This window comes from Streptomyces sp. MK37H (assembly GCF_018035285.1).
Classification (GTDB): domain Bacteria; phylum Actinomycetota; class Actinomycetes; order Streptomycetales; family Streptomycetaceae; genus Streptomyces; species Streptomyces endocoffeicus.
This window is the reverse complement of sequence record NZ_JAAAYH010000107.1, coordinates 1-23,277: the sequence shown is the minus strand read 5'-3', so window position 1 is coordinate 23,277 and position 23,277 is coordinate 1. Positions and strand designations below refer to the sequence as shown.

Below are 23,277 nucleotides of genomic sequence, written 5' to 3'. Positions count from 1 at the left end.
GTGACCCCGGACGGCGTGGTGACCGGCTGCTGAGGCTGATACGCGGGCGGATCGGGATACCCCGCACCGCCACCGTACGCGTAGGGATAGGGCTCGTCTGCGCCGCTGCGGCGTGTGCTGTCCGTCATGTCTATGACTGTGCGGCCGGAGTATGAGAGTCCCCTGAGTGCCCGCTGAGAACCCCACCAGAAGTCGGTATGCCCGACATAAGGGTGTCGCCGCGGGTCAGCTGCGCACCGCGGCCAGGCACTCGTCGTACAGGTCCATGATGTCGCCCTTACCGTCGTTGTCGACCCACGCCATCGATGCGGCGTCCAGGCACGCGAACGCCGTCGCGATCACCGCGCGGGCCCTCGGGTCCGCACTGCCGACAGAAGCGTCCATACGCGCCTCGATGAGCGGCAGCAGCTCCTCCTGGAACCACAGTCGCTTTGCGAGCCAACCGGCGCGCAGCGAGGCGGTGTTGTGCGGGAGGCGGAACCGCGCCAGGGCCTGTTCGCGGCTGTCGTGCAAGGCCAGTACGGCGGCGACCCTCGCGCGCAGGGGCTCCCAGACACCGGCTTCGGCGGGCTGTTCGCCGATCGTGTCCGTCAGGACCTGGCCGAACCGGCCCTGGTCGCCGCCGAGAAGGGTCTCCTTGGTGCCGAAGTAGCGGAAGAGGGTGCGCTGGGAGACACCGGCCTCCCGGGCGATCTGAGCGATGGTCGTCTCGTCGTAGCCCTGCTCGGTGAACAAGCGCAGAGCCGTCTCGAGGATCTCCTGGGAGGCCAGCCGCCGTGTTCGGTCCCACAGCGTGGCCGGGGCGGCATCGGTAAGGCGACCGCCGAACTGCTCCACTCCCGCGGCTACCGCGTCATGGTCACCGGCGGCATCGGCGTTCACGCCCGCCCTTGACGGGCAGAAGCGCGAAGCGCTATGCGCAGCCGCAGGAGTGGCGGACCACCAGGGCCGAGGGGAACTGCTTGACCCGTTCGCGGCGGGAGCCGGAGAGGCGGACGCCGTCGTCCAGGACGAGATCGACCGCGGCGCGTGCCATGGCGGGGCGGTCGGAGCCGACCGTGGTCAGCGGAGGGTCGGTGAGGTGGGCTTCCTTCACGTCGTCGAAACCGGCCACCGCCAGCTCCCCCGGCACATCGATCCGCAGCTCACGCGCCGCCCGCAGCACCCCGAACGCCTGGTCGTCGGTGGCGCAGAAGATGGCCGGGGGCCGGTCGGGGCCGGCGAGCAGATCGAGGGCGACCTTATAGGCGTCGTAGCGGTTGTAAGGGGCCTGGAAGAGCCGCCCGTCGGTCGGCCGCCCGGCCTCGCGCATCGCGCGGCGCCAGCCCTCGACGTGGTCGGTGACCGGGTCGCCGACGGTCGGGGTTATCTCGGTGCCGCCGAGGCAGGCCACATAGTCATGGCCGTGCTCCAGCAGATGCCGCACCGCGAGCTGCGCGCCGCCGACGTCGTCCAGCACCACCGCCACGTCGTCGATCGCCTCGGGCCGCTCGTGCAGCAGCACCACCCGGGCGTCCCAGGCCTCGATCTCCGCCGCCGCGTTCTCGCTCGGGCCCTGGCTGATGAGGATCAGCCCGGACACCCGCATCCCCAGGAAGGCGCGCAGATAGTGCACCTCGCGCTCGTCCAGGTAGTCCGAGTTGCCGACCAGCACCATCTTTCCGCGCTCGGCGGCCGCCTGCTCGACGGCATGCGCCATCTCCGCGAAGAACGGCTGCCGGGCGTCCGGAACGATCAGCCCTATGAGATCGGTCCGGCGGCTCGCCATCGCCTGCGCGACCCGGTCCGGCCGGTAGCCGAGCTCCTTGATCGCGGCGAGCACCCGCTCGCGCGTGGCCGGGGCGACCGGCCGGGGTCCGTTATTGATGACGTAACTGACGACCGCGGTCGACGTTCCCGCAAGCCTTGCCACATCATCCCGCGTCACCTTGGCCACGCGCGAAGTCTACGCGGGTCCAGCTAGCTGTTGGCCGGTCGTGCGGCAGCGGCCCTCGCCGCGGAGCCGACCGCGCCGTCGGGGTGCTCGCCCCGCGCCGCGCCGCCCGCTCCGGCGTCCCGCGCCGCCGCCTTGGCCCGGGCCTCCTCGGCGGCCCGCTCGACCTTCTCCGGCGCGACGAAGCGGTAGCCCACGTTCCGCACCGTGCCGATCAGGGACTCGTGCTCCGGGCCCAGCTTGGCGCGCAGCCGTCGGACGTGGACGTCCACGGTGCGGGTGCCGCCGAAGTAGTCGTAGCCCCAGACCTCCTGGAGCAGCTGCGCCCGGGTGAAGACCCGGCCGGGGTGCTGGGCGAGGTACTTCAGCAGCTCGAACTCCTTGAATGTGAGATCGAGCACACGCCCCTTGAGCTTGGCGCTGTAGGTGGCCTCGTCGACCGACAGATCGCCGTTGCGGATCTCCATCGGGCTGTCGTCGGTGGTGATCTGCTGACGGCCCATGGCCAGCCGCAGCCGGGCCTCGACCTCCGCCGGGCCCGCGGTGTCCAGCAGGACGTCGTCGATGCCCCAGTCGGCGGTGACGGCGGCGAGCCCGCCCTCGGTCACCACCAGCATCAGCGGACAGCCGGGGCCGGTGGACCGCAGCAGCTGGCACAGGCTGCGCACCTGTGGCAGATCGCGGCGGCCGTCGATCAGGATGACATCGGCGCCCGGGGTGTCCACCAGGGCGGGGCCTTCGGCGGGGGCCACCCGCACGCTGTGCAGCAGCAGGCCGAGGGCGGGAAGCACCTCCGTCGAGGGCTGGAGTGCGTTGGTCAGCAGCAGGAGGGAACTCATCGTCCATCACCTGCCCCGGCCGTCTTCTCAAGGTTGTGCACGCTTCGCTCGCCCATTACGTCGGTTCCTCCTCGGTCCCTTGCGAGAGGGGCACCTCCCAGGCCGTGCCCGGGGGAGTCTGCGGCTACTACTTCGTACGGTCACGCTCCGCGCCCTTGGAGCGACGGCGCGCTCAAACGCGCACCCCGCCCTGAAAGCACAAAAGGACCCGGGGGCAACGTTGCCCGGATCCTCTTCACGACAGAATAACCCACATGACATGCGCCGGAGAGGCTCAATCTGCTCCCCGTTGTCCTTCCAGGGTCACCGCGGGGGAGCAACGGGCCATGCTGCTGACCGATGACGGGGTCTCGATCGAGGCGCGCTACGAGCCTTCCCCGGGCCCCGGCACCGAACCCTCCGACCATCTCGCGCTGGTGGTCGGACACGGCTTCTCCGGCGCCCTGGAGCGCCCCGCCATGCGGCGGGTGGCGTCGGCGTTTCACCAGCGTACGGCCGTGATCACGTTCTCGTTCCGAGGTCATGGGCGGTCCGGCGGACGGTCCACGGTCGGCGATCGCGAGGTGCTGGACCTGGCCGCCGCGGTGCGCTGGGCGCGCCGGCTCGGACATCGGCGGGTGGCCACGGTCGGCTTCTCGATGGGCGGGTCTGTGGTGATCCGGCAGGCGGCGCTGTACGGGAAGGCCGATGTAATCCAGCCGTTGCAAGACGTACACCAGCGGGAGCGCACGGGGCGCGCAGCGCGGCGCACGGACGGCGCACTCGGTACCCCCGGGGAGGTGACCGACGCGTCCGCCGGAGCAGCCGACGCCCTCGCCGGGTCGGCCGACGGCGCCGCGCCCGATGCCGTCGTCGCCGTGAGCTCACCCGCCCGCTGGTACTACCGGGGCACCGCGCCCATGCGGCGGCTCCACTGGGCGGTCACCCGGCCGGCGGGACGGCTGGTCTCCCGCTACGGGCTGCGCACCCGGATCGACCCCCGCGGCTGGGCCGTCGATCCGCTGTCCCCGGTGGCCGCGGCGCCGCTGATCGCGCCGACACCGCTGCTGATCGTGCACGGCGACCGGGATCCGTACTTCCCGCTGGATCATCCGCGGATGCTGGCGTCGGCGGCGGACCCGTCCGCCTCGGAGCTGTGGATCGAACCGGGCTACGGCCACGCCGAGACCGCCGCCTCCCCCGATCTGCTGACCCGCATCGCCGACTGGGCCGCGGCCCACGCCTGATCCCGTCCCCTGATCCTGTCCCCTGATCCCGTCGCCGAGCGGTCGCCTATTCGGTTTCCGCCACCGGCTCCGCGAACTGGGACGCGTAGAGCCGCGCGTACGCACCCCCGGCCGCGAGGAGCGCGTCGTGCGGACCCTGCTCCACGATCCGCCCCGACTCCATCACCAGGATCACGTCCGCGTCCCGGATGGTCGACAGCCGGTGGGCGATCACGAAGCTCGTACGGCCGCTGCGCAGCGAGGCCATCGCCCGCTGGATGAGGACCTCGGTGCGGGTGTCGACCGAGCTGGTGGCCTCGTCCAGTACCAGGATCGACGGCTCGGAGAGGAACGCCCGGGCGATCGTGATCAGCTGCTTCTCACCGGCGCTCACGTTGGAGCCCTCGTCGTCGATCACCGTGTCGTAGCCGTCCGGCAGCATCCGTACGAAGCGGTCCACATAGGTGGCCTTCGCCGCCGCCACGATCCTCTCGGAGCTCGCCCCCTCCGCGCCGTACGCGATGTTCTCGGCGATCGTCCCGCCGAACAGCCAGGTGTCCTGGAGCACCATCCCGATATGGGAGCGCAGCTCCTCCCGCGACATCTCGGCGATGTCCACCCCGTCCAGCGTGATCCGCCCGCCGCTGACCTCGTAGAACCGCATCAGCAGATTGACCAGCGTGGTCTTTCCGGCGCCGGTCGGCCCGACGATGGCCACGGTCTGGCCCGGCCGCACCGACAGCGAAAGACCGTCGATGAGCGGTGTGTCCGGCTGGTAGCGGAAGGAGACCTCCTCGAACGCGACCTGCCCGCGCACCGCCTCCGGCCGCCGCGCGTCCACCGGCTCGGCGCTCTGCTCCGGCGCGTCCAGCAACTCGAAGACCCGCTCGGCGGAGGCCACGCCCGACTGCACCATGTTGGCCATGGAGGCCACCTGGGTGAGCGGCTGGCTGAACTGCCGGGAGTACTGCACGAACGCCTGGACATCGCCGATCGACAGCGCGCCGGAGGCCACCCGGAGCCCGCCGACCACGGCCACCAGCACATAGTTGAGGTTGCCGATGAACATCATCGACGGCTGGATCAGCCCGGAGATGAACTGGGCCCGGAAGCCCGCCCCATAGAGCTTGTCGTTCTGCTCCCGGAACGCTTGCGCGGACTCCTTCTCCCGCCCGAAGACCTTCACCAGCGCATGGCCGGTGTACATCTCCTCGATATGGGCGTTGAGCTTGCCCGTGGTCTTCCACTGGGCGACGAACTGCGGCTGGGCGCGCTTGCCGATGCGCGTGGTCACCCACACCGAGACCGGGACGGTGATCAGCGCCACCAGCGCCAGCAGCGGCGAGATCCAGAACATCATCGACAGCACGCCCACGATCGTCAGCAGCGAGGCCATGATCTGGCTGAGGGTCTGCTGGAGCGTCTGCTGGATGTTGTCGATGTCGTTGGTGGCGCGGGAGAGCACCTCGCCGCGCGACTGCTTGTCGAAGTACGCCAGCGGCAGCCGCGCCAGCTTGTGCTCGACGTCCTCGCGCAGCCGGAAGACCGCGCGCTGGACGACGACGGTCGCCACCCGCGCCTGGACCAGGCCCAGGACCGAGGCGGCCACGTACAGCGCCGTGACCCACAGCAGCACGGTGCCGATCGCGTGGAAGTCGATGCCCTGTCCGGGGGTGACGTCCATGGACGCGACCATGTCGGCGACCGTGCCCTGGTCCTTGTCGCGCAGCCACTGGACGGCCCGCTCCTTGCTGACGCCGTCGGGCAGCTGCCGTCCGACGATGCCAGCGAAGATCAGGTCGGTGGCCTCACCGAGGATCTTCGGACCCACCACCGAAAGACCGATGCTGACCGTGCACAGCGCGAGCACCAGCAGCGCGATACCGCGCTCGGGGCGGAGCCGGGCCAGCAGCCGGCGGCTGGAGCCGCGGAAGTCCATGGACCGCTCGGTGGGCTGCCCGCCCATGAAGCGGCCGGGCCCGGCGGCGGGCGCCGGACCCCTGCGGGGCGCCGAAGTGCCGCTCATGCCGCCTCCTCCTCGGTGAGCTGGGAGAGCACGATCTCGCGATAGGTCTCATTGCCGGCCATCAGCTCGCCGTGGGTGCCTGCGCCGACGATCCGGCCCGTGTCGAGCACCACGATCAGATCGGCGCCGCGGATGGTGGACACCCGCTGGGCGACGATGACGACCGTCGCGTTGTCCGTCTCGTCCGCGAGCGCCGCCCGCAGCCGGGCGTCGGTGGCGTAGTCGAGCGCGGAGAAGGAGTCGTCGAAGAGGTAGACGGACGGCCTGCGGACCAGGGCGCGGGCGATCGCCAGCCGCTGCCGCTGCCCGCCGGACACATTGGTCCCGCCCTGGGCGATCGGGGCGTCGAGTCCGCCGTCCATGGCCGCCACGAACTCCCGTGCCTGGGCGGTCTCCAAGGCCCGCCACAGCTCCTCGTCGGTGGCCTCGGGGTCGCCGTACCGCAGGTTGGAGGCGACGGTGCCGGCGAAGAGGTACGGCTTCTGCGGGACCAGCCCTATGGTCCGGGTCATCACCTCGGGGTCGAGGTCGCGCACATCCACCCCGTCGAGGTGGACGCTGCCGTCGGTCGCGTCGAACAGCCTCGGCACCAGCCCGAGCAGGGTCGACTTGCCGCTGCCGGTGGAGCCGATGACGGCGGTGGTCCGGCCGGGCCGGGCGGTCAGCGAGATGTCGCGCAGCACGGGCGCGTCGGCGCCGGGATAGCGGAACCCCACGCCGCGCAGCTCCAGCAGCCCCCGTCCGGCGTCGGCGGGCGCGGGCGCGACGGGCATCAGCGGCGGTACGACGCTGGTCCCGGTGTCCAGCACCTCCTGGACGCGCTCGGCGCACACCTCGGCCCTCGGCACCATCATGAACATGAAGGTGGCCATCATCACCGATGACAGAATCTGCATCAGATAGCTGAGGAACGCGGTCAGCGCGCCGACCTGCATCCCGCCGCTGTCGATACGGTGTCCGCCGAACCAGACGACGGCCACGCTGGAGACGTTCACCACCAGCATCACGGCCGGGAACATCAGCGACATCAGCCGCCCGGCGCGCAGCGAGACATCCATCAGCCCGGTGTTGGCGGCGGTGAAGCGGTCGCGCTCATGGGCGTCGCGGACGAAGGCCCGGATGACCCGGATCCCGGTGATCTGCTCGCGCAGCACCCGGTTGACGGTGTCGATGCGCTGCTGGACGTCGCGGAACAGCGGCCGCATCCGGCGGGCGATAAGCGTGACCACGAGGCCCAGGGCCGGAACGATGAGCAGGAGCAGCCCGGACAGCGGCACGTCCTCGTTGAGCGCCATGACCACGCCGCCGACACACATGATCGGCGCCGAGACCATCAGCGTGAAGGCCATCAGGCACAGCATCTGCACCTGCTGGACGTCGTTGGTGGTGCGGGTGATCAGGGACGGCGCCCCGAAGTGGCCCATCTCCCGGGCGGAGAAGGACTGCACCCGATCGAAGACGGCGGCGCGCACATCGCGGCCGAGCGCCATGGAGGTGCGAGCGCTGAAGTAGACGGCTCCCGCGGCGCACACGATCTGGACGAGGGTGACGGCGATCATCAACCCGCCGACACGGAGGATGTAGCCGGTGTCGCCCTTCACCACTCCGCTGTCGATGATGTCCGCGTTCAGCGCGGGCAGGTAGAGGGTGGCGAGGGTCTGCACCAGCTGCAATAAGACGATCAGCGTGATCGTTCGGGTATAGGGCCTCAGATACGCCCGTATCAGTCGTACCAGCACACGGAAACCTTAAGTGACGCTCATCCCGAACCGGCCGTATTTTCGACGAACCGCGTGTGGTCCCGGGCGCGGCCCCGCACCCGTCATCATGGAGGCGGCAGATGATGGGAAAGGGATCGCGATGGCGATGATGAGCACGCCCGCCGGGACCATCCGGTACTGGGCCGCGGCCCGCGCCGCGGCCGGTACCGCTGAGGAGCCGTACACCGCGTGGACACTGGCGGAGGCGCTCGACGCGGCCCGGCAGCGGCACACCGCGCGGCCGGAGTTCGCGCGGGTCCTGCTGCGCTGTTCGTTCCTGGTCGACGGAACCCCGGCCGGCACCCGTGACCACAAGACGATCCAACTCGCCGAGGGCGGCACGGTCGAGGTGCTCCCGCCGTTCGCAGGAGGGTGAACCCCGAGCTCATGAGCAACCAGCCGCACCAGCCCAACGAGCCTCATCAGCCCCACGAGCCTCATCAGCAGCAGGACCAGCAGCCGCAGCAGCCGTATCCCCCGTACGGGTCGTACGAGGCTCCTTACCGGGGATACGACCAGAGCGCGCATCCTTACGGTGGCCATGACGGTTATGGCGGCCATGGCGGTCCCGGTGGCAACGGCGCTCACGGCGGCAATGGCCAGGGTGCGCAGCCGCCGGCCGACTGGCAGGAGTACGCGAGGTATCCGCAGCAGCAGGGGTACGCCCAGGCCCAGCCGCCGCAGTACCAGCACCCGCAGCAGCAGTACCAGCAGCAGCCGTACGCGGATCCCTACGCCGCCGCCCAGCAGGGCCACCAGGGGCAACAGGGCCAGCAGCCGCACCAGGGCCATCATGGGCACCACGGGCATCAGGGGCAGTACGCCCAGGGCTGGGATCAGCAGCAGCACCCGTACCACCAGCCCGCCGACCCGTCCCAGGCGCCGCCTCAGGCCCCGCCTCAGGCCCCGCTGCAGGCCCCGGCTCCGGCACAGGCCGCGACCGCGACCGCCGAGCCGCCGGCCCCACAGCCGGACCGGCCGCTCACCGCCGCCGAGAAGGCCAAGGCCGAGGGCCGTCCGCAGATCCTCCACCCGGGGTTCGTCCCCGCCGCCCTGACCTCCGTGCTCGCCGCCCTGCTCGCGGCCACCGCGCCGCTGGGCCGCCCGGCGGTCGCCGTCGCGGTGGCGGCGCTTCAGGCGGTCACGGCGGCGGGCTGGTTCCGGCTGAACGGCATGTGGCCCGCCCGGCAGGGCATCGCGCTCGCCTTCGCGGGCGGTCTGGCCGCCGACATCGGCCTGCTCGCCACCGAGCCGTCACATGCCCCGACGGTCGTCATCGGCACCATCGGCGTCTGGCTGCTGCTGGTGCTCATCCTCCAGCTGCGCAGCCACGCCTCCCCGGACGAGCGGCTGTACGGCCTTACGGCCGCCGTGGCGGCCACGGCCCTCGCCGTGCTCGCGGCCGGCCATCTGGCCGCCGTCGCCGAGTCCTCGGACGCCGTGGTGGTGGGGGCGGCCGCCGTCGCCGTGGCCGTACTCGTCCGGGCACTGCCGCTGCCGACCGCCGCCGCCGTCGTGGTCGCGCTGGCGGCCGCCACGGGCGCGGGGGTCGGGGCCGGGCAGCTCACCGGAACGGGCACGTCCACCGCCGCCCTGCTCGGGTTCGCGGCCGGGGCGTGCGCGCTGATCGGCCACCGGGTCGCCAGCTACGACTACCCCTCGCGCTTCGTCCACCTGACGGCCGGTGTGGCACTGCCGCTCGCGGCCGCCGCCCCCGTGGTCTATGTGATCGGCCGCGCTCTGGGCTGACTCCCCGGCTCCCGCTCACCCGCTCCGGATAGGCTCGCAGCCTCAGGCGCGAGGGCCTGAGCGAGAGCCTGGGGGACCCACGCACATGCGCGCACTACGCATCACACTGATCGTCGTCGTGATACTCGGCGGCCTCTTCGTGGCCGCCGACCGCATCGCGGTGTACATGGCCGAGTCCAAGGCGGCCGACAAGATCAAGAGTTCTCAGGGCCTGACCACCACGCCCAATGTCTCGATCAAGGGCTTCCCGTTCCTCACCCAGATCGTGGGCAAGGAGCTGGACGAGGTCGACGTCGGCGTGGACGGGCTGACGACGGACGCGGGCGACGGCCGCAGCGTCCGGGTCACCAAGCTCGACGCCCAACTGCACAACGTCCGCATCTCGGGCAACTTCTCGTCGGCCAGCGCCGACCGCGCCACCGGCTCGGCCCACATCAGCTACGCGGACCTGTCACAGGCCGCCGGTCCGGGGATCACGGTCGCGTACGACCCGTCGGGCACCAACAAGGTCAAGATCACCGGCAGTCTGCTGGGCTTCAGCCTTACCGCCCACTCCCAGGTCACCATCGTGAACGGCAACACCATCCGACTGCACGCCGAGTCCATCCCGGGCGGCAGCATCCCCCAGTGGGAGGACAAAGTGCGCGAGAAGGCCGACATGGAGCGGAAGATCGAGGGGCTGCCCACCGGCATGCGGCTGGACAAGGTGGAGACCTCCAAGGACGGCATAGACGTCTCGGTGGCGGGTAACAACGTCCAGCTGACGGGCTGACGCGATCAGTACCAGGGGCGTCCGATCACGCCCCTGGTCCATTCACTGAGACGATCATGTCCGCGCATATGGACGCTCCTGCCCGCCGCGAGCCCCTCCGGCCGCGCCTCCCGGCCGTCCATGCTTCTCTCATCTCACACTCCGGACGATAACGTCTCATCATGCGACACGCCGGTGACATGCCCGCCTGTCCGTCCCTACGATCGGACCCATGAAGCGACAGGCGGATCTCACGAAGCGGCGGGCAGTCGACCTGTGCCGCGTCGCCGCCATGCTCTGTCGCCCCGTCTGAATGGGACGCGGTCCGCACACGCCACGGACCGACCGACCCCCCTCTTCGGCCCGTCAGCCGGGCCTTCCCGCACCTTCGCTCGTACGCTCGCCGCACGCCCCGCGCGGCGCCGCGTCGTGAGCGTGCCCGTACCGCCGCAACTGCCCCGGAGGAGAGAAACATGAGCCGCAGTGACGTCCTGGTGGACGCCGACTGGGTCCAGGCCCGTATCGACGACCCCAAGACGGTCATCGTCGAGGTGGACGAGGACACCTCGGCCTACGACAAGAACCACATCAAGAACGCCATCCGGATCGACTGGAAGCAGGACCTCCAGGACCCGGTGCGCCGTGACTTCGTCGACCAGGCCGGCTTCGAGAAGCTCCTGTCGGAGAAGGGCATCGGCAACGACGACACGGTCGTCCTCTACGGCGGCAACAACAACTGGTTCGCGGCGTACGCCTACTGGTACTTCAAGCTCTACGGCCACCAGGACGTCAAGCTGCTCGACGGCGGCCGCAAGAAGTGGGAGCTGGACTCCCGCGACCTGGTCGCCGAGGTGCCGACCCGCGCGCAGACCGAGTACAAGGCCAAGCCGCAGGACACCGCCATCCGCGCCTTCCGCGACGAGGTCGTGGACGCCATCGGCTCGCTGAACCTGGTCGACGTGCGCTCCCCCGACGAGTTCTCCGGCAAGCTGCTCGCCCCGGCCCACCTCCCGCAGGAGCAGTCGCAGCGCCCGGGCCACGTCCCGAGCGCCCGCAACATCCCGTGGTCGAAGTCGGCCAACGACGACGGCACCTTCAGGTCCGACGACGAGCTCAAGGAGATCTACGAGGGCGCGGGCGTGGACCTGTCGAAGGACACCATCGCCTACTGCCGCATCGGTGAGCGCTCCGCTCACACCTGGTTCGTCCTGCACGAGCTCCTGGGCCAGACCAACGTCAAGAACTACGACGGCTCCTGGACCGAGTACGGCTCGCTGGTCGGCGTGCCGGTCGAGCTCGGCTCCGACAGCTGACCCCTCTCCCCCGAACGTAAGGACAGACATCCATGTGTGGAGCCAAGGCCGGCGGCCCCGACGCCTCGACGATCAAGCCCGGTGAGACCACGATCCAGGGTTCGGTGACCCGCGACGGCGAGCCCGTCGCCGGGTACGTCCGGCTGCTGGACAGCACCGGCGAGTTCACCGCCGAGGTCCCCACCTCCGCGACCGGGCAGTTCCGCTTCTACGCCGCGGAGGGCACGTGGACGCTGCGCGCCCTGGTTCCCGGCGGCACCGCGGACCGCACCGTCGTCGCCCAGAAGGGCGGGCTGGCGGAGGTCGCCATCGCCGTCTGACGCGCTACGACGCGTCGTGACTCACGGCCGGAGGGCCGCACCCTGGGGTTGGACGCCTCGGCGGGGTGCGGCCCTCCGTCTGTCGGCGCGGCGGCCTCGGACGTACGCTGGACATATGTACGCGCGACGCCGCCACGCATATTTCTTCCTGATGGGCGCGTGTCTGACGCTCTTCATCTCGGCGTGGGCCTTTGTGCGCCTGTGGTCCGTCCCCGCCGCGGTCGCGATGTGCATCGTCGCCATGGTGATCCCGCCCCTGGCGGCGATCGTCGCCAATCGCCGGGGCCCGGACGACCGGTGGTGGGACGAATCGGGGGACGAGGAGTCCGACCGGTGGTGGCGGGAGCTGGACGAGCACAACCACCGGCATTGACCACGGGCAACACCCTCCGGCCAGGGCTCGGCCGGGGCGTCCCCACCCCTTCCCGCAGCCCCGGTTTCGGAAAGGGGCGGGGAGGGGAGCGGCCCGCCGCAGGCGTCAAGGTCCGTCGGACACCCTCGAGTACACGGGCTAGTACACGAGTGCCTGGACGCCGTCCGGCATGATCTCGCTCACGAAGACCTGAGCGCCCGCGATCCGGGCGCCCTCGATCAGATCCTTCTCCTCGATCTCCCGGCGCGCGGCGCACTGTGTGCACACCGTGATCGTCCCGCCGCCCGTAAGGATGCCGTCGATCAGATCCGGAAGCGGCGCGGCATGCGGAAGCTCGAACTCCGCGGCCCGGCCCGGCAGCGCGAACCACGTCGACTCCCCGGTCAGCCAGAGCGAGACCTCGACCCCGCTCGCCGCGGCCACCGCCGCCACCGTGAACGCCTGGGAGCAGCGCTCGGGAGCGTCCGCGCCCGCCGTCACCTTGATCACCAGCTTCTTCGCCATGCGTCAACCTTAGGCTCGGCACCGCGGGCCCGGCGCCGCACGGCCACCTGTCTCCACCGGCCGTCCCGGCGGCGACTAGACTCGGTGCCGTCCGTCATCTGTTCCGAGGAGCGCGCTCGTGCTTGAGGCAGTCTTCACCACCCTGATGATCCTGGTCGCCGTGGCCACGCTCGGCTTCGCCGCGCTGACCTGGAAGAAGCTGTACCAGGGCCAGCGCTGAACCGCTCCCGCCCCGCCACCACGGCTCGACTCTCGACAGATCGCCTGAATTCATGATCCAGATTCCGTCCGACCTCCACCCGGACCTCGTGCCGCTCGCCTTCCTCCTGGGCAACTGGGAAGGGGCCGGCGTCTCGGACTTCCCCGGTGCCGAGAAGTGCAACTTCGGCCAGGAGGCCACCTTCACGCACGACGGCCGTGACTTCATCGAGTACATCTCGCACACCTGGGTGCTGGACTCCGAGGGCAAGAAGGTCCGCCCCCTGGAGACCGAATCCGGCTACTGGCGGATCGACAAGGACCGTAAGGTCGAGGTCGTGATGAGCCGCGACCAGGGCATCATCGAGGTCTGGTACGGCGAGCTCGCGGAGGGCAAGCCGCAGATCGACCTGGCGACGGACGCCGTGGCGCGCACCGCCCACGCGGCCCCGTACTCGGGCGGCAAGCGGCTGTACGGCTACGTCAACAGCGATCTGATGTGGGTCGGCGAGAAGGCCACCCCCGAGGTCGAGCTGCGCCCGTACATGTCCGCGCATCTGAAGAAGGTCGTGGACCCCCGGGAGTGGGCCAAGGACCTCAAGGATCTGCCGGACGACGGGATCGCCTTCTTCCGCTGAGCTCCCCCGGCTCGCGCCTTCCGCTCTCCACCGAGTCAGGCTCTCGCGTGCCGCGTCCGGTTCTCCCCCTGTGCGTCCGGCCGGTCATCGCGGGCCCGCCTACACTTGCACCGTGGCGACCACCGACTGGAAGAGCGATCTGCGGGAGCGCGGCTACCGTCTGACCCCGCAGCGCCAGCTCGTGCTCGAAGCCGTCGATCATCTGGAGCACGCCACTCCGGACGAGATCCTCACCGAGGTGCGCCGCACCGCGAGCGGCGTCAACATCTCCACGGTCTACCGCACGCTGGAGCTGCTGGAGGAGCTGGGCCTGGTCAGCCATGCCCATCTCGGCCACGGCGCCCCCACGTACCACCTGGCCGACCGGCACCATCACATCCATATGGTGTGCCGGGACTGCACGGATGTGATCGAGGCCGATGTCTCCGTGGCCGACGCCTTCACCCGGCAGCTCCGGGCGGACTTCGGCTTCGACACCGATCTGAAGCACTTCGCGATCTTCGGCCGGTGTGCCTCCTGCTCCGCCCGGCAGCGCGCCGGAGAGGCCGGTGGAGGCCCCGGACGGCTCGGTGGAGACGACGCCGAAAACCGGTCCGGTGAGGGCCGAGCCCGCAGGTCGTAGGCTGAGTTCATGAAGAGCCCTTTGCTGTCGCTGCCCGGCGCCGTCCCCGGCGAGGGCCCCGACGAAGGCGTCGCCGCCCACTACGGCGACCTGTTCCGCGAGCAGCGTGCGCTCGCCGACGGCACCGGCTTCGTGGACCTCTCGCACCGCGGAGTGGTCACGGTCAGCGGTGCCGACCGGCTCAGCTGGCTGCATCTGCTGCTCACCCAGCACGTCAGCGAACTCCCGCCGGGCCAGGCCACCGAAGCCCTGATCCTCTCCGCCCACGGCCACATCGAACACGCGCTCTACCTCGTCGACGACGGCGAAACCACCTGGGCCCATGTCGAGCCCGACAGCCAGGGCGATCTGATCGCCTACCTGGAGAGCATGAAGTTCTTCTACCGGGTGGACATCGCGGACCGCACCGACGATTACGCGGTCGTCCACCTCCCGGCGGGCAGCATCACCGAGGCCCCCGAGGACGCCGTCGTCCGCGAGACCCCGCACGGCCGGGACCTCTTCCTGCCGCGTGAGCGCCTTACGGCCTTCGCCGAGGCGAGCGGCCCGCCGATCGGGGTGCTGGCGTACGAGGCGCTGCGGGTCGAGGCCCACCGGCCGCGGGTCGGCCTGGAGACCGACCACCGCACCATCCCGCACGAGCTGGGCTGGATCGGCTCCGCCGTCCATCTCCAGAAGGGCTGCTACCGCGGCCAGGAGACCGTCGCCCGGGTGCAGAACCTGGGGAAGCCACCGCGCCGGCTGGTCTTCCTCCACCTCGACGGCAGCGAGGTGGCACTGCCGTCCCACGGCGCGCCCATACGGCTGGCCTCGGAGGGCGAGGAGGGCCGCCAGCTGGGGTTCATCACCTCCTCGGCCCGCCACCACGAGCTGGGGCCGATCGCGCTGGCGCTGGTCAAGCGCAATGTGCCGGTGGACGCGGACCTGATCGCGGACTCCACGGCCGCCGCACAGGAGACGGTCGTGGAGCCGTGAACCCACTGCCGGTCCGCCGGACCTCGCGGTTCGGCTAGACCTCGACGAGCACCGTGAACGGGCCGTCGTTCGTGAGCGAGACCTTCATGGCCGCTCCGAACCGGCCCGTTTCCACGTGTGCGCCCAGCTTCCGCAGCTGGGCCACCACCTCGTCGACGAGCGGTTCGGCCACCCCGCCGGGCGCCGCCGCGTTCCAGGTGGGACGGCGCCCCTTACGGGCGTCGCCGTAGAGCGTGAACTGGCTGATGACCAGCAGCGGAGCGTCCAGGTCCGAGCAGGACCTCTCGTCGTGGAGCATCCTTACGGACCACAGCTTGCGGGCGAGCTGGGCTGCCTTCTCCGGGGTGTCGTCATGTGTCACCCCGACCAGTACGCACAGCCCCTGGCCGACGATCTCGCCGACCGTCTCGCCGTCCACGACGACGCTCGCCCCGTCCACTCTCTGTACCACAGCACGCATGGCGACCATCATGCCGTGCGTCCATCCGGGGCCGATCGGGTGGAGAGCCGCTGCACAGGGAGCATCACTGGTGGCACGATGCGTGCAGGCGGTGCAGGCGGGCAGGAACTGCGGGAACGACGCATCGCTGGAGGGGACGGACACCAATGACCACATCGGGCACCGGCCAGCCCATGGCCACCGAGGGCCTGCTGCCGCCACGGCCGCCGAGCCAGCGCGGCGGGCGGCTGGCCGACTCCGCCGCCGTGACGGCGCCGGCCGTGACATCCACGTCGGCGGCGGCGAGCGGTCTGAACGCATTGCAGTTGCCGGAGCTGCGGTCGCTGCGCCGCTCGGCACAGCGCGAGGAGGCGGATCTGAGCTATGTGCGCAGACTGCTCCAGGGGCGGATCGACATCCTCCGCGCCGAGCTGGGCCACCGCCGTGACCCGGCGCCCGCGGCGGCCGCGGCCCAGCCGCCCGCCGCGCTGGTGGACCGGCTGCCGGAGATCCTCGCGGATCTCCCCCCACGGCACCGCTCCTCGGCCCGGCATGTCACGCTCGGGACGCCGCAGGACGCGGAGTACGAGCGGCTGGCCGAGGAGATGCTGGCCGAGGTGGGCCTGTCGGATCTGCGGGCCCGTACGGACGAGGAGCTGCACGGTGCCATGGCCCGCCTCGTCGGCCATGAGCAGCAGGTGTCGCGGCGGCGGCGGGAGCTGCAGCGCACGGCGGACGGCTGCAGCGCGGAGATCGCCCGCCGGTACCGCGAGGGAGAGGCGCAGGTGGACGACCTGCTGGCGTAGACGGCGGCGGGCTGCCCGCGGGGTGCACGGAAAGCTGTTCGCGGGGTGCTCGGGAAGCTGTTCGCGGGGTGCTCGCCGAGCTGTCCACAGGGTGCGGTGTGATGAAAAGACCTGGTCCGAGGGCTGTGGAAATCGGCGTGCGGCCGGTGACGACGGACGCTTAGCGTGTGCGCATGGCCCTCGAACTCCGCACCCCGCTCGCCGATTCCGACCTCACCGACTGGACCGTCGCGCTCAACACCGGCTTTCTGCGTCCGCCGGAGGCGCCGAAGGAGGAGGTGGAGCTGCGGCGGGAGCAGATCGACCTGTCCCGTACGCAGGGGGTCTTCGACGGGGACCGCTGTGTGGCCACCTTCCGCAGCTTCGCACAGCGGCTGACGGCGGTGGGCGGGGCGGATGTCCCGGCCGACGCGGTCAGCAATGTCGCGGTGTCGGCCACCCACCGCCGCCGGGGGCTGCTCAGCCGGATGATGGAGCACGATCTGCGCGCCGCCAAGGAGCGGGGCGAGGCGGTGGCCACCCTGATCGCGGCCGAGTATCCGATCTACGGGCGGTACGGCTTCGGCCCGGCCACCTGGATCACCGAATGGCAGGTGGACGTCCCCCGCGCGGGCCTCGACCCGCGCCACTCGGCTCCGGTGGACGGCGGCCGGGTCGACTTCGCCGAAGCCGACGAGGTGCGGAAGCTGGGCCCCGCCCTGCATGAGCGGTTGCGCGCCCGGCAGCACGGCGCCATCGACCGCCCGGACCACTGGTGGCGGATCAACACCGGTCAGCGGCGGTTCCCCAACCGCCCCTGGACCGAGCCGTTCTATGTCCTCTACCGCTCCCCCGACGGCTCGGTGGACGGTCTGCTCGCCTATACGGCGGACGACCGCTGGGACGGCAACAAACGACCGCACAACACCGCCACCGTGCACGAGCTGATCGGAGTCACCCCGGCCGCCGAGCGGGCACTGTGGCTCTTCCTGCTCTCGGCCGACTGGGTGACCCGGGTCAACACCGGCCGCCGCGCCCCCGACGATCTGCTTCCGCTGCTGCTCGGCGATCCCCGCGCGGCCCAGGTCACCACGTATGCCGACTGGCTGTGGCTGCGCCCGCTCGATGTGCCCCAGCTGCTGGAGACCCGTACGTACCCGGCCGAGGGCTCGCTGGTGCTCGAGCTGCGCGATGCCGCCGGGCTGGCCGGGGGCCGCTACTTCCTGGATGCGGGCCCCGACGGCGCGGCGTGTGCGACCACGGGCCGCCCGGCCGATCTGACCATGGACATCGGCGAGTTGAGCACCCTGTGGCTGGGCGACGAGTCGGCGGTCCGGCTCGCCTCGCTGGGCCGGATAGCCGAGGAGCGCCCGGGCGCCGCGGCGCTGGCGGACCGGCTGCTGCGGACCCCGCGCCGCCCCTGGTGCCCCGATGGCTTCTGAACCGCCCGGTGCTCAGCAGTTGGACTTGAGCAGTCGGCGCGCGCCCGTGCCCTGCTCGCCCAGCCGGTCGTAGGGGTTCGCCAGCGCGCACTTGTCGATCGACAGACAGCCGCAGCCGATGCAGTCGGTGAGGTGGTCGCGGAGGTTCTCCAGCTGTTCGATGCGCTCGTTGAGGTCCGCGTGCCAGCACTCCGAGATCCGGGCCCAGTCCTCCTTGGTGAGGACGTGGTCCTCGGGGAAGAGCCCGAGGACCTCCCGGATCCTCGCCAGCGGGATGCCGACGCGCTGCGAGGAGCGGACGAAGGCCACACGGCGGAGGGTGTCGCGGGTGTAGCGGCGCTGATTGCCGGAGGTGCGGCGGCTGTGGATCAGCCCCTCGCGCTCATAGAAGCGCAGCGCGGAGGCGGGCACCCCGCTGCGCTGCGCGAGATCGCCGACCGTGAGCTCATGGGTCTTCCAGGTCAGTTGCGTCATGGTGCCGAGGGTAGCTTGACTTCAACCTTTGTTTAAGTCCGAGGCTCGTCCCATGACGACAGACACCGCCGTCCTGACGGCAACCACCACGCCCGTATCCGCCACCGACGCCGACTCCCCCATCCGGCTCGCCATCATCATCGGCAGCACCCGCGACGGCCGCTTCGGGCCGAAGGTCGCGGACTGGTTCGCCGGTCATGCGACGCTCCGCTCCGATATGACCGTCGACGTCGTGGACCTGGCCGAGACCCCGCTGCCCACGGCCCTCACCCACCGGCCCGGCCCCGAGGACGTCGCGGCCCTGGAGGCCGTGACGCCCCGGCTGGCAGCGGCCGACGCGTTCACCGTGGTCACCCCCGAGTACAACCACAGCTACCCCGCCCCCCTGAAGAACGCGATCGACTGGCACTTCACCCAGTGGCAGGCCAAGCCGGTCGGCTTCGTCTCCTACGGCGGCATCTCCGGGGGCCTGCGCGCGGTCGAGCATCTGCGGCCGGTCTTCGCCGAGGTCCACGCCGTGACCGTCCGGGACACGGTCAGCTTCCACAACGCGGGCGGGCTGTTCGGAGAGGACGGCCGACTGAAGGACCCCGAGGGTCCGGACACCGCCGCCGGGGCGATGCTCGACCAGCTCACCTGGTGGGCGCGGGCCCTGCGCACGGCCCGCACCACCCACCCGTACGGCAGCTGATCCGCCCGGCGGCGCCGACCCCCGTTGACGGCGCCGCCGGGAACGTGGCCCAGCGACTCAGCCGGTGCGGCGGCGGAAGAGCACGCCCGACAGCCCGGCCGCCACCGCCAGGATTCCGCCGCACCAGACCAGGGCCTGCCAGGCGCTGTCGCCGACCGGCCGGTCCAGCAGCAGCCCCCGCAGGGCCTCGATGACCGGGGTGACGGGCTGGTGCTCCGCGAACCCGTGCAGCCAGCCCGGCATGGTCTCGATGGGCACGAACGCGCTGCTGGGATACGGCAGGAACATCATCAAGAAGGTGAATCCGCCCGCCGCCTCCGGCGACCTGGCGATCAGGCCGAAGCAGGCCGACAGCCAGGAGATCGCGAGGATGAACATCAGCAGGATCCCGGCCACGGCCAGCCAGTCGAGCGGACCGGCGGCCGGCCGGAAGCCGATGAGGAAGGCCACCCCGAAGACGATCGCGGTCGCGACCGTGTTGCGCAGCACGCTCGCGGCCACATGGCCCGCCAGGATCGGGGTGCCGCCGATGTCCAGCGACCGGAAGCGGTCGATGATGCCGCCGGCCATGTCATTGGTGACGGTGACCGCCGTGTTGGCCGAGCCGAAGCCCGCGCACAGCAGCATCACCCCGGGAACGACATAGGTGACGTACTCGGTGCCGGTGTGGATGGCGCCGCCGAAGAAGTAGACGAAGACCAGCATCAGCATGATCGGAAGCAGCATGGCGGTGAGCACCGCGTCGAGATTGCGCCTGCTCAGCCGGATGGTGCGGCCGGTCAGAACGATCGCGTCAGACACCGGCCGTCTCCTTCTCCCCCGCGGCGCTCTCTCCCCTGGCACCGCGGCTTCCGTCCTCGCCGGTACGGCTGTCGCCCCCGGCGCCATGGCCGGTCAGGGCCATGAAGACATCGTCGAGCGTGGCGCTGTGCACGGTGAAGCGGTCCACGGCGCGCCGCTCGGGGTCGATCTCGTCGAGCAGGGCCCGCACATGGGCGGCGCTGCCGTCCGTGGCGACGCCCAGCGTCAGCCGGTCGGCGTCGCTCCAGACGAGCCGTACGCCGAGGTGGCGCGCGACCGTCTCGTACGCCGTGACATCGCCGAGCACGAGGTCCAGCCGCTGCCCGGCCACGCGCTCCTTGAGTTCGGCCGGGGTGCCCTCGGCCACCACCCGGCCGCCGTCCACCACGGCGACGCGATCGGCGAGTTGGTCGGCCTCCTCCAGGTACTGGGTGGTGAGGAAGACCGTCACCCCGTCCGTCACCAGCCCCTTGACCACCTCCCACATGGCCTGTCGGCTGCGCGGGTCGAGTCCGGTGGTCGGCTCGTCGAGAAAGATCACCTCGGGATGACCGACCAGGCCCGCGGCGAGGTCGAGCCGTCGGCGCATCCCGCCCGAGTAGGTGCCCACGGTGCGGCGGGCGGCGCCGGTGAGGTCGAAGCGCTCCAGCAATTCCCGCGCTCGGCCGCGGGCCTCGGCGCGGCCGAGCCGGGTCAGCCGCCCCATCATCCGCAAGTTCTCCTCGCCGGTCTGCATCTCGTCCACCGCGGCGTACTGCCCGGTGAGGCTGATGGCGTGGCGGACCCGGCGGCGTTCGGCGACGACGTCGAAGCCCGCGACGCGGGCCCGCCCGGCGTCCGGCGGCGTCAGCGTGGCCAGGATCCGTACGGTCGTCGTCTTGCCCGCCCCGTTGGGGCCGAGCAGCGCGAAGACGCTGCCGGGCGCGACCGATAGATCGACGCCCCTGAGCACCTTCACCGCCCCGTAGGACTTCTCGAGGCCGCTGGCCTCGATGGCTGGTCGATGGGCCATGATTCCCCCGCTCCCCTTTCCGCGTATGCCATACGCGCTACTGCGTAGGGTATACACAACTCTAGGATGGCGGTCAATCGAGCCACCATCAGCGCACGTACGTACGGAGGGTCCCGAGGCCATGGCCACCGAGGAGAGCGGCACCGGCCTGCCGGCGAGCATCGAGGCCGCCTGGGGACTGCGGGAACGCCCGGGCAAGGGGCCCCGCCCCGGGCTGACCCTGGGCCGGATCGTCGACGCCGCCGTCGGCATCGCCTCGGCGAACGGCCTCGGCGCGGTCTCCATGGGCCGGGTCGCGTCCGAGCTGGGCGTCTCCACGATGTCCCTGTACCGCTATGTCTCGGCCAAGGACGAGCTGCTGACACTGATGGAGGACGCGGCCTACGGCCCGCCGCCGCCCGGCGAACCGGTGAAGGACTGGCGGACCGGGTTCACCGCCTGGGCCTGGGCGCTGCGCGCCGCCTACGCCCGTCACCCCTGGGCGGTGAACATCCCGATCAGCGCCCCGCCCTCGACGCCCAACTCGGTGGCCTGGATGGAGCGCGGACTGGCCTGCCTTCGCCGCACGAACCTCAGCGAAGGTGAAAAGGTCTCCGTGCTGATGCTGGTCAGCGGCTTCGTCCGGAACGAGGCGCGGATGACCTTCGACATCCTGGCAGCCCACCGGCGCAAGGGGCAGAGCCTCGAGTCCTCGATGGCGTCCTGGGCCAAGCTGCTGGAGAAGCTGACCGACGCCGAGCGCTTCCCGGCGGTGACGGCGGCGCTGCGGACGGGGGAGTTCGAGACCCCGGGCGGCCCCGACGACGAGTTCGTCTTCGGCCTGGAGCGGATTCTCGACGGTGTGGAGGCGCTGATCAACGCGCGCAGCTGACCGCCCGGATCCGCGCGCTCCGCACACCCACGGGACTGGTCCGCACACCCACGGGACTCCGTCGGCCCACGAGGCTGGCCAGATCCCTGCACATCCTGGCCATCCGGCCACTCGTCGGCCCCGGGGCCGGTTTCCGAGCATGGTGGGCATGAACGTGCTGTGGATATTCGCCCACCCCGAACAGCGCTCCCTCAGCGGGGCGTTGCGCGACGAGGGGCTGCGCGCCCTGCGCGAGGCGGGCCATGAGTACCGGCTGTCCGACCTCTACGCGATGCGCTGGAACCCCGTGGTGGACGGCGCCGACTTCCGGCATGACACGGACGAACGCCTCATCGTCGGGGCCGCCTCGCGGCGCGCCTATGACGCGGGGACACTCAGCGAGGACATCCGCGTCGAGCAGGAGAAGATCGCCTGGGCCGATGCGCTCGTCGTGCAGTTCCCGCTGTGGTGGTACGGCATGCCCGCCATCCTCAAGGGCTGGTTCGACCGCGTCTTCGTCAAGGGCTTCGCGTACGGAGTCATCGGGCCGGACGGCCGCACCCTGCGCTACGGGGACGGCAAGCTGGCCGGTAAGCGCGCCATGGTGGTGCTGACCGCCGGGGCGCCCGAGGCCACCATGGGGCCGCGCGGTGTCAACGGCGAGCTCGGCGATCTGCTGTTCCCCCTGCACCACGGCACCTTCTGGTACAGCGGGATGTCCGTGCTGCCGCCGTATGTGGTGTACGGCGCGGACCGGGTCCCGGCCGAGGTGTACGAGACCCATGCCGCCGAGCTGCGGAAGCGGCTGGCCGCCCTGCCGACCGAGGAGCCGATTCCGTTCCGCCGTCAGAACGGCGGGGACTACGACGAGCGCCTGGTGCTCCGCCCCGACCTCCTGCCGGGCCGCACCGGCCTCTCCGTGCACTACGCACAGCCCCGCACCCCGGCCGCCGAAGGCGCCCAGGACACCGAGAGCGCCCTGAACGGCTAAGAGGGCGGCCACAGCTCCAGCCGCCAGTCGTTGCACCGCATCATCGTCCCCACCGGATACTCGAATTCGCACTCGCCGAGCAGCGTGAACCCGGCCTTGCGGCACACCCCGTTCGACGCGGGGTGGCCGACGGACGGATACGCGTGCAGATACCGATGGGTCCGCTGCGCCGCGGCCGCCCGCGCCACCTCCCTCGCGGCCGCGGCCGCGATCCCCCGCCCCTGGAACGGCGGCAGCACGGCCCAGCCGGTCTCGTACACCGACTCACCCCGCCACTCCCGCTCCCAGTACCCGATGCTGCCCGCCGTCTGGTCCCCCTCGTCCCCCTCCGGCAGCACGATCCGGAACATCCGCCCGGCGCCCGGCCCGGTCAGCTCGGCATACCGCCGGTGGCGGCCCAGGAGCTGCTCCTCGCTCTCCGGTCCGCCCAGGTGGCTCGTCATCTCCGGGCTGTTGACGCGGCGCAGCAGCTCGAGGCAGAGCGCGCTGTCCTCCCACGGCTCGAGCCGCACCCGCACGCCGCTCGCCCCACCGGACATCGGCCACCTCCCGCCGTCGGCGCACCCTGCGCCCGCCTTCCGTCATT

Annotated in this window: 27 protein-coding genes; 16 read left to right on the top strand and 11 right to left on the bottom strand. The window is 71.1% G+C overall.

What is annotated here, in order from left to right:
• Positions 1 to 225: 225 nt before the first annotated feature.
• Genes GWI24_RS17485 through GWI24_RS17475 form a run of 3 tightly spaced genes read right to left on the bottom strand, consistent with a single transcriptional unit; the run spans position 226 to position 2,772 of the window.
• Positions 226 to 882, bottom strand: a complete 657-nt coding sequence (locus tag GWI24_RS17485; RefSeq protein WP_308343712.1) for a helix-turn-helix domain-containing protein — start codon at positions 880 to 882, stop codon at positions 226 to 228.
• A gap of 31 nt (positions 883 to 913) precedes the next feature.
• Entirely contained in the window at positions 914 to 1,936 is a 1,023-nt protein-coding gene (locus GWI24_RS17480; RefSeq protein WP_210946878.1) for a LacI family DNA-binding transcriptional regulator, read from the bottom strand.
• A gap of 23 nt (positions 1,937 to 1,959) precedes the next feature.
• Positions 1,960 to 2,772: a response regulator transcription factor gene (locus tag GWI24_RS17475; RefSeq protein WP_210946877.1), complete on the bottom strand. Its 813-nt coding sequence runs from the start codon at positions 2,770 to 2,772 to the stop codon at positions 1,960 to 1,962.
• 254 nt (positions 2,773 to 3,026) lie between these two features.
• Between GWI24_RS17475 and GWI24_RS17470 the strand changes: the two genes are divergently transcribed.
• Positions 3,027 to 3,998, top strand: a complete 972-nt coding sequence (locus tag GWI24_RS17470; protein ID WP_210946876.1) for an alpha/beta fold hydrolase — start codon at positions 3,027 to 3,029, stop codon at positions 3,996 to 3,998.
• A 46-nt stretch (positions 3,999 to 4,044) separates the two neighbouring features.
• On the opposite strand, the gene GWI24_RS17465 is transcribed toward GWI24_RS17470, so the two are convergent.
• Together GWI24_RS17465 and GWI24_RS17460 are read right to left on the bottom strand one after the other, a co-directional pair.
• Positions 4,045 to 6,003, bottom strand: a complete 1,959-nt coding sequence (locus GWI24_RS17465; protein WP_281790155.1) for an ABC transporter ATP-binding protein — start codon at positions 6,001 to 6,003, stop codon at positions 4,045 to 4,047.
• Entirely contained in the window at positions 6,000 to 7,742 is a 1,743-nt protein-coding gene (locus tag GWI24_RS17460) for an ABC transporter ATP-binding protein (protein WP_210946875.1), read from the bottom strand. The genes GWI24_RS17465 and GWI24_RS17460 overlap by 4 nt, the downstream gene beginning before the upstream one ends.
• Positions 7,743 to 7,863: 121 nt before the next feature.
• Between GWI24_RS17460 and GWI24_RS17455 the strand changes: the two genes are divergently transcribed.
• The 7 genes from GWI24_RS17455 to GWI24_RS17430 all read left to right on the top strand — a co-directional run bounded on the left by GWI24_RS17455 (position 7,864) and on the right by GWI24_RS17430 (position 12,269).
• Positions 7,864 to 8,139, top strand: a complete 276-nt coding sequence (locus tag GWI24_RS17455; protein ID WP_210946874.1) for a MoaD/ThiS family protein — start codon at positions 7,864 to 7,866, stop codon at positions 8,137 to 8,139.
• Positions 8,140 to 8,150: 11 nt separating this feature from the next.
• On the top strand, positions 8,151 to 9,512 hold the full coding sequence (locus GWI24_RS17450) for a hypothetical protein (RefSeq protein ID WP_210946873.1): 1,362 nt from the start codon (positions 8,151 to 8,153) through the stop codon (positions 9,510 to 9,512).
• 85 nt (positions 9,513 to 9,597) lie between these two features.
• Positions 9,598 to 10,284, top strand: a complete 687-nt coding sequence (locus GWI24_RS17445) for a DUF2993 domain-containing protein (protein WP_210946872.1) — start codon at positions 9,598 to 9,600, stop codon at positions 10,282 to 10,284.
• A 211-nt stretch (positions 10,285 to 10,495) separates the two neighbouring features.
• The gene (locus GWI24_RS46855; protein WP_351229977.1) at positions 10,496 to 10,576 is read left to right on the top strand and encodes an Ms5788A family Cys-rich leader peptide; all 81 of its coding nucleotides are present in this window, start codon (positions 10,496 to 10,498) and stop codon (positions 10,574 to 10,576) included.
• Between the two features lie 160 nt (positions 10,577 to 10,736).
• Positions 10,737 to 11,576, top strand: coding sequence for a sulfurtransferase (locus GWI24_RS17440; RefSeq protein ID WP_210946871.1), 840 nt, complete (start codon positions 10,737 to 10,739; stop codon positions 11,574 to 11,576).
• A gap of 32 nt (positions 11,577 to 11,608) precedes the next feature.
• A complete protein-coding gene (locus GWI24_RS17435; protein ID WP_020869513.1) occupies positions 11,609 to 11,896 on the top strand; it encodes a DUF1416 domain-containing protein in 288 nt (95 codons plus the stop codon).
• 115 nt (positions 11,897 to 12,011) lie between these two features.
• Complete coding sequence (locus GWI24_RS17430; RefSeq protein ID WP_014053929.1) at positions 12,012 to 12,269, top strand: DUF3099 domain-containing protein; 258 nt, start codon at positions 12,012 to 12,014, stop codon at positions 12,267 to 12,269.
• Between the two features lie 138 nt (positions 12,270 to 12,407).
• On the opposite strand, the gene GWI24_RS17425 is transcribed toward GWI24_RS17430, so the two are convergent.
• Complete coding sequence (locus tag GWI24_RS17425; RefSeq protein WP_014053928.1) at positions 12,408 to 12,773, bottom strand: DsrE family protein; 366 nt, start codon at positions 12,771 to 12,773, stop codon at positions 12,408 to 12,410.
• A 272-nt stretch (positions 12,774 to 13,045) separates the two neighbouring features.
• On the opposite strand from GWI24_RS17425, the gene GWI24_RS17420 reads away from it, so the two are divergent.
• From GWI24_RS17420 to GWI24_RS17410, 3 genes are all read left to right on the top strand, one after another.
• Positions 13,046 to 13,609, top strand: a complete 564-nt coding sequence (locus GWI24_RS17420; RefSeq protein WP_020869515.1) for an FABP family protein — start codon at positions 13,046 to 13,048, stop codon at positions 13,607 to 13,609.
• 112 nt (positions 13,610 to 13,721) lie between these two features.
• Positions 13,722 to 14,231, top strand: a complete 510-nt coding sequence (locus tag GWI24_RS17415; RefSeq protein ID WP_210946870.1) for a Fur family transcriptional regulator — start codon at positions 13,722 to 13,724, stop codon at positions 14,229 to 14,231.
• A gap of 9 nt (positions 14,232 to 14,240) precedes the next feature.
• Entirely contained in the window at positions 14,241 to 15,206 is a 966-nt protein-coding gene (locus GWI24_RS17410; RefSeq protein ID WP_210946869.1) for a folate-binding protein YgfZ, read from the top strand.
• Between the two features lie 34 nt (positions 15,207 to 15,240).
• Here GWI24_RS17410 and dtd read toward each other — a convergent pair whose 3' ends face one another.
• Positions 15,241 to 15,666, bottom strand: a complete 426-nt coding sequence (dtd, locus tag GWI24_RS17405) for a D-aminoacyl-tRNA deacylase (RefSeq protein ID WP_201857090.1) — start codon at positions 15,664 to 15,666, stop codon at positions 15,241 to 15,243.
• Between the two features lie 146 nt (positions 15,667 to 15,812).
• Here dtd and GWI24_RS17400 point away from each other — a divergent pair, with 146 nt between their 5' ends.
• The gene (locus tag GWI24_RS17400; protein ID WP_210946868.1) at positions 15,813 to 16,451 is read left to right on the top strand and encodes an ABC transporter substrate-binding protein; all 639 of its coding nucleotides are present in this window, start codon (positions 15,813 to 15,815) and stop codon (positions 16,449 to 16,451) included.
• A 173-nt stretch (positions 16,452 to 16,624) separates the two neighbouring features.
• The gene (locus GWI24_RS17395) at positions 16,625 to 17,872 is read left to right on the top strand and encodes a GNAT family N-acetyltransferase (RefSeq protein ID WP_210946867.1); all 1,248 of its coding nucleotides are present in this window, start codon (positions 16,625 to 16,627) and stop codon (positions 17,870 to 17,872) included.
• A 12-nt stretch (positions 17,873 to 17,884) separates the two neighbouring features.
• Here the strand turns inward: GWI24_RS17395 and soxR are convergent, their stop codons facing one another.
• Positions 17,885 to 18,346 carry a redox-sensitive transcriptional activator SoxR gene (gene soxR, locus GWI24_RS17390; RefSeq protein ID WP_210946866.1) on the bottom strand — a complete coding sequence of 154 codons (462 nt, stop codon included), beginning with the start codon at positions 18,344 to 18,346 and terminating at the stop codon, positions 17,885 to 17,887.
• Between the two features lie 52 nt (positions 18,347 to 18,398).
• Between soxR and GWI24_RS17385 the strand changes: the two genes are divergently transcribed.
• Entirely contained in the window at positions 18,399 to 19,037 is a 639-nt protein-coding gene (locus GWI24_RS17385; protein WP_210946865.1) for an NADPH-dependent FMN reductase, read from the top strand.
• A gap of 57 nt (positions 19,038 to 19,094) precedes the next feature.
• Here the strand turns inward: GWI24_RS17385 and GWI24_RS17380 are convergent, their stop codons facing one another.
• Together GWI24_RS17380 and GWI24_RS17375 are read right to left on the bottom strand one after the other, a co-directional pair.
• Complete coding sequence (locus GWI24_RS17380; protein WP_210946864.1) at positions 19,095 to 19,838, bottom strand: ABC transporter permease; 744 nt, start codon at positions 19,836 to 19,838, stop codon at positions 19,095 to 19,097.
• On the bottom strand, positions 19,831 to 20,850 hold the full coding sequence (locus GWI24_RS17375; protein ID WP_210946863.1) for an ATP-binding cassette domain-containing protein: 1,020 nt from the start codon (positions 20,848 to 20,850) through the stop codon (positions 19,831 to 19,833). The genes GWI24_RS17380 and GWI24_RS17375 overlap by 8 nt, the downstream gene beginning before the upstream one ends.
• Positions 20,851 to 20,971: 121 nt before the next feature.
• On the opposite strand from GWI24_RS17375, the gene GWI24_RS17370 reads away from it, so the two are divergent.
• Together GWI24_RS17370 and GWI24_RS17365 are read left to right on the top strand one after the other, a co-directional pair.
• Entirely contained in the window at positions 20,972 to 21,721 is a 750-nt protein-coding gene (locus GWI24_RS17370) for a TetR/AcrR family transcriptional regulator (RefSeq protein ID WP_210946862.1), read from the top strand.
• Positions 21,722 to 21,869: 148 nt separating this feature from the next.
• A complete protein-coding gene (locus GWI24_RS17365; RefSeq protein WP_210946861.1) occupies positions 21,870 to 22,691 on the top strand; it encodes an NAD(P)H-dependent oxidoreductase in 822 nt (273 codons plus the stop codon).
• Here GWI24_RS17365 and GWI24_RS17360 read toward each other — a convergent pair.
• On the bottom strand, positions 22,688 to 23,230 hold the full coding sequence (locus GWI24_RS17360) for a GNAT family N-acetyltransferase (protein WP_210946860.1): 543 nt from the start codon (positions 23,228 to 23,230) through the stop codon (positions 22,688 to 22,690). The genes GWI24_RS17365 and GWI24_RS17360 overlap by 4 nt on opposite strands.
• Between the last annotated feature and the right edge of the window lie 47 nt (positions 23,231 to 23,277).

What these genes read in the sequence shown, in the direction of transcription:
- GWI24_RS17475 (WP_210946877.1), bottom strand. Translation starts at nt 2,772, where the DNA reads ATGAGTTCCCTCCTGCTGCTGACCAACGCACTCCAGCCCTCGACGGAG.
- GWI24_RS17470 (WP_210946876.1), top strand. Translation starts at nt 3,027, where the DNA reads ATGACATGCGCCGGAGAGGCTCAATCTGCTCCCCGTTGTCCTTCCAGG.
- GWI24_RS17465 (WP_281790155.1), bottom strand. Translation starts at nt 6,003, where the DNA reads ATGAGCGGCACTTCGGCGCCCCGCAGGGGTCCGGCGCCCGCCGCCGGG.
- GWI24_RS17455 (WP_210946874.1), top strand. Translation starts at nt 7,864, where the DNA reads ATGGCGATGATGAGCACGCCCGCCGGGACCATCCGGTACTGGGCCGCG.
- GWI24_RS17450 (WP_210946873.1), top strand. Translation starts at nt 8,151, where the DNA reads ATGAGCAACCAGCCGCACCAGCCCAACGAGCCTCATCAGCCCCACGAG.
- GWI24_RS17445 (WP_210946872.1), top strand. Translation starts at nt 9,598, where the DNA reads ATGCGCGCACTACGCATCACACTGATCGTCGTCGTGATACTCGGCGGC.
- GWI24_RS46855 (WP_351229977.1), top strand. Translation starts at nt 10,496, where the DNA reads ATGAAGCGACAGGCGGATCTCACGAAGCGGCGGGCAGTCGACCTGTGC.
- GWI24_RS17440 (WP_210946871.1), top strand. Translation starts at nt 10,737, where the DNA reads ATGAGCCGCAGTGACGTCCTGGTGGACGCCGACTGGGTCCAGGCCCGT.
- GWI24_RS17435 (WP_020869513.1), top strand. Translation starts at nt 11,609, where the DNA reads ATGTGTGGAGCCAAGGCCGGCGGCCCCGACGCCTCGACGATCAAGCCC.
- GWI24_RS17430 (WP_014053929.1), top strand. Translation starts at nt 12,012, where the DNA reads ATGTACGCGCGACGCCGCCACGCATATTTCTTCCTGATGGGCGCGTGT.
- GWI24_RS17425 (WP_014053928.1), bottom strand. Translation starts at nt 12,773, where the DNA reads ATGGCGAAGAAGCTGGTGATCAAGGTGACGGCGGGCGCGGACGCTCCC.
- GWI24_RS17420 (WP_020869515.1), top strand. Translation starts at nt 13,046, where the DNA reads ATGATCCAGATTCCGTCCGACCTCCACCCGGACCTCGTGCCGCTCGCC.
- GWI24_RS17410 (WP_210946869.1), top strand. Translation starts at nt 14,241, where the DNA reads ATGAAGAGCCCTTTGCTGTCGCTGCCCGGCGCCGTCCCCGGCGAGGGC.
- dtd (WP_201857090.1), bottom strand. Translation starts at nt 15,666, where the DNA reads ATGCGTGCTGTGGTACAGAGAGTGGACGGGGCGAGCGTCGTCGTGGAC.
- GWI24_RS17400 (WP_210946868.1), top strand. Translation starts at nt 15,813, where the DNA reads ATGACCACATCGGGCACCGGCCAGCCCATGGCCACCGAGGGCCTGCTG.
- GWI24_RS17395 (WP_210946867.1), top strand. Translation starts at nt 16,625, where the DNA reads ATGGCCCTCGAACTCCGCACCCCGCTCGCCGATTCCGACCTCACCGAC.
- soxR (WP_210946866.1), bottom strand. Translation starts at nt 18,346, where the DNA reads ATGACGCAACTGACCTGGAAGACCCATGAGCTCACGGTCGGCGATCTC.
- GWI24_RS17385 (WP_210946865.1), top strand. Translation starts at nt 18,399, where the DNA reads ATGACGACAGACACCGCCGTCCTGACGGCAACCACCACGCCCGTATCC.
- GWI24_RS17375 (WP_210946863.1), bottom strand. Translation starts at nt 20,850, where the DNA reads ATGGCCCATCGACCAGCCATCGAGGCCAGCGGCCTCGAGAAGTCCTAC.
- GWI24_RS17370 (WP_210946862.1), top strand. Translation starts at nt 20,972, where the DNA reads ATGGCCACCGAGGAGAGCGGCACCGGCCTGCCGGCGAGCATCGAGGCC.
- GWI24_RS17365 (WP_210946861.1), top strand. Translation starts at nt 21,870, where the DNA reads ATGAACGTGCTGTGGATATTCGCCCACCCCGAACAGCGCTCCCTCAGC.
- GWI24_RS17360 (WP_210946860.1), bottom strand. Translation starts at nt 23,230, where the DNA reads ATGTCCGGTGGGGCGAGCGGCGTGCGGGTGCGGCTCGAGCCGTGGGAG.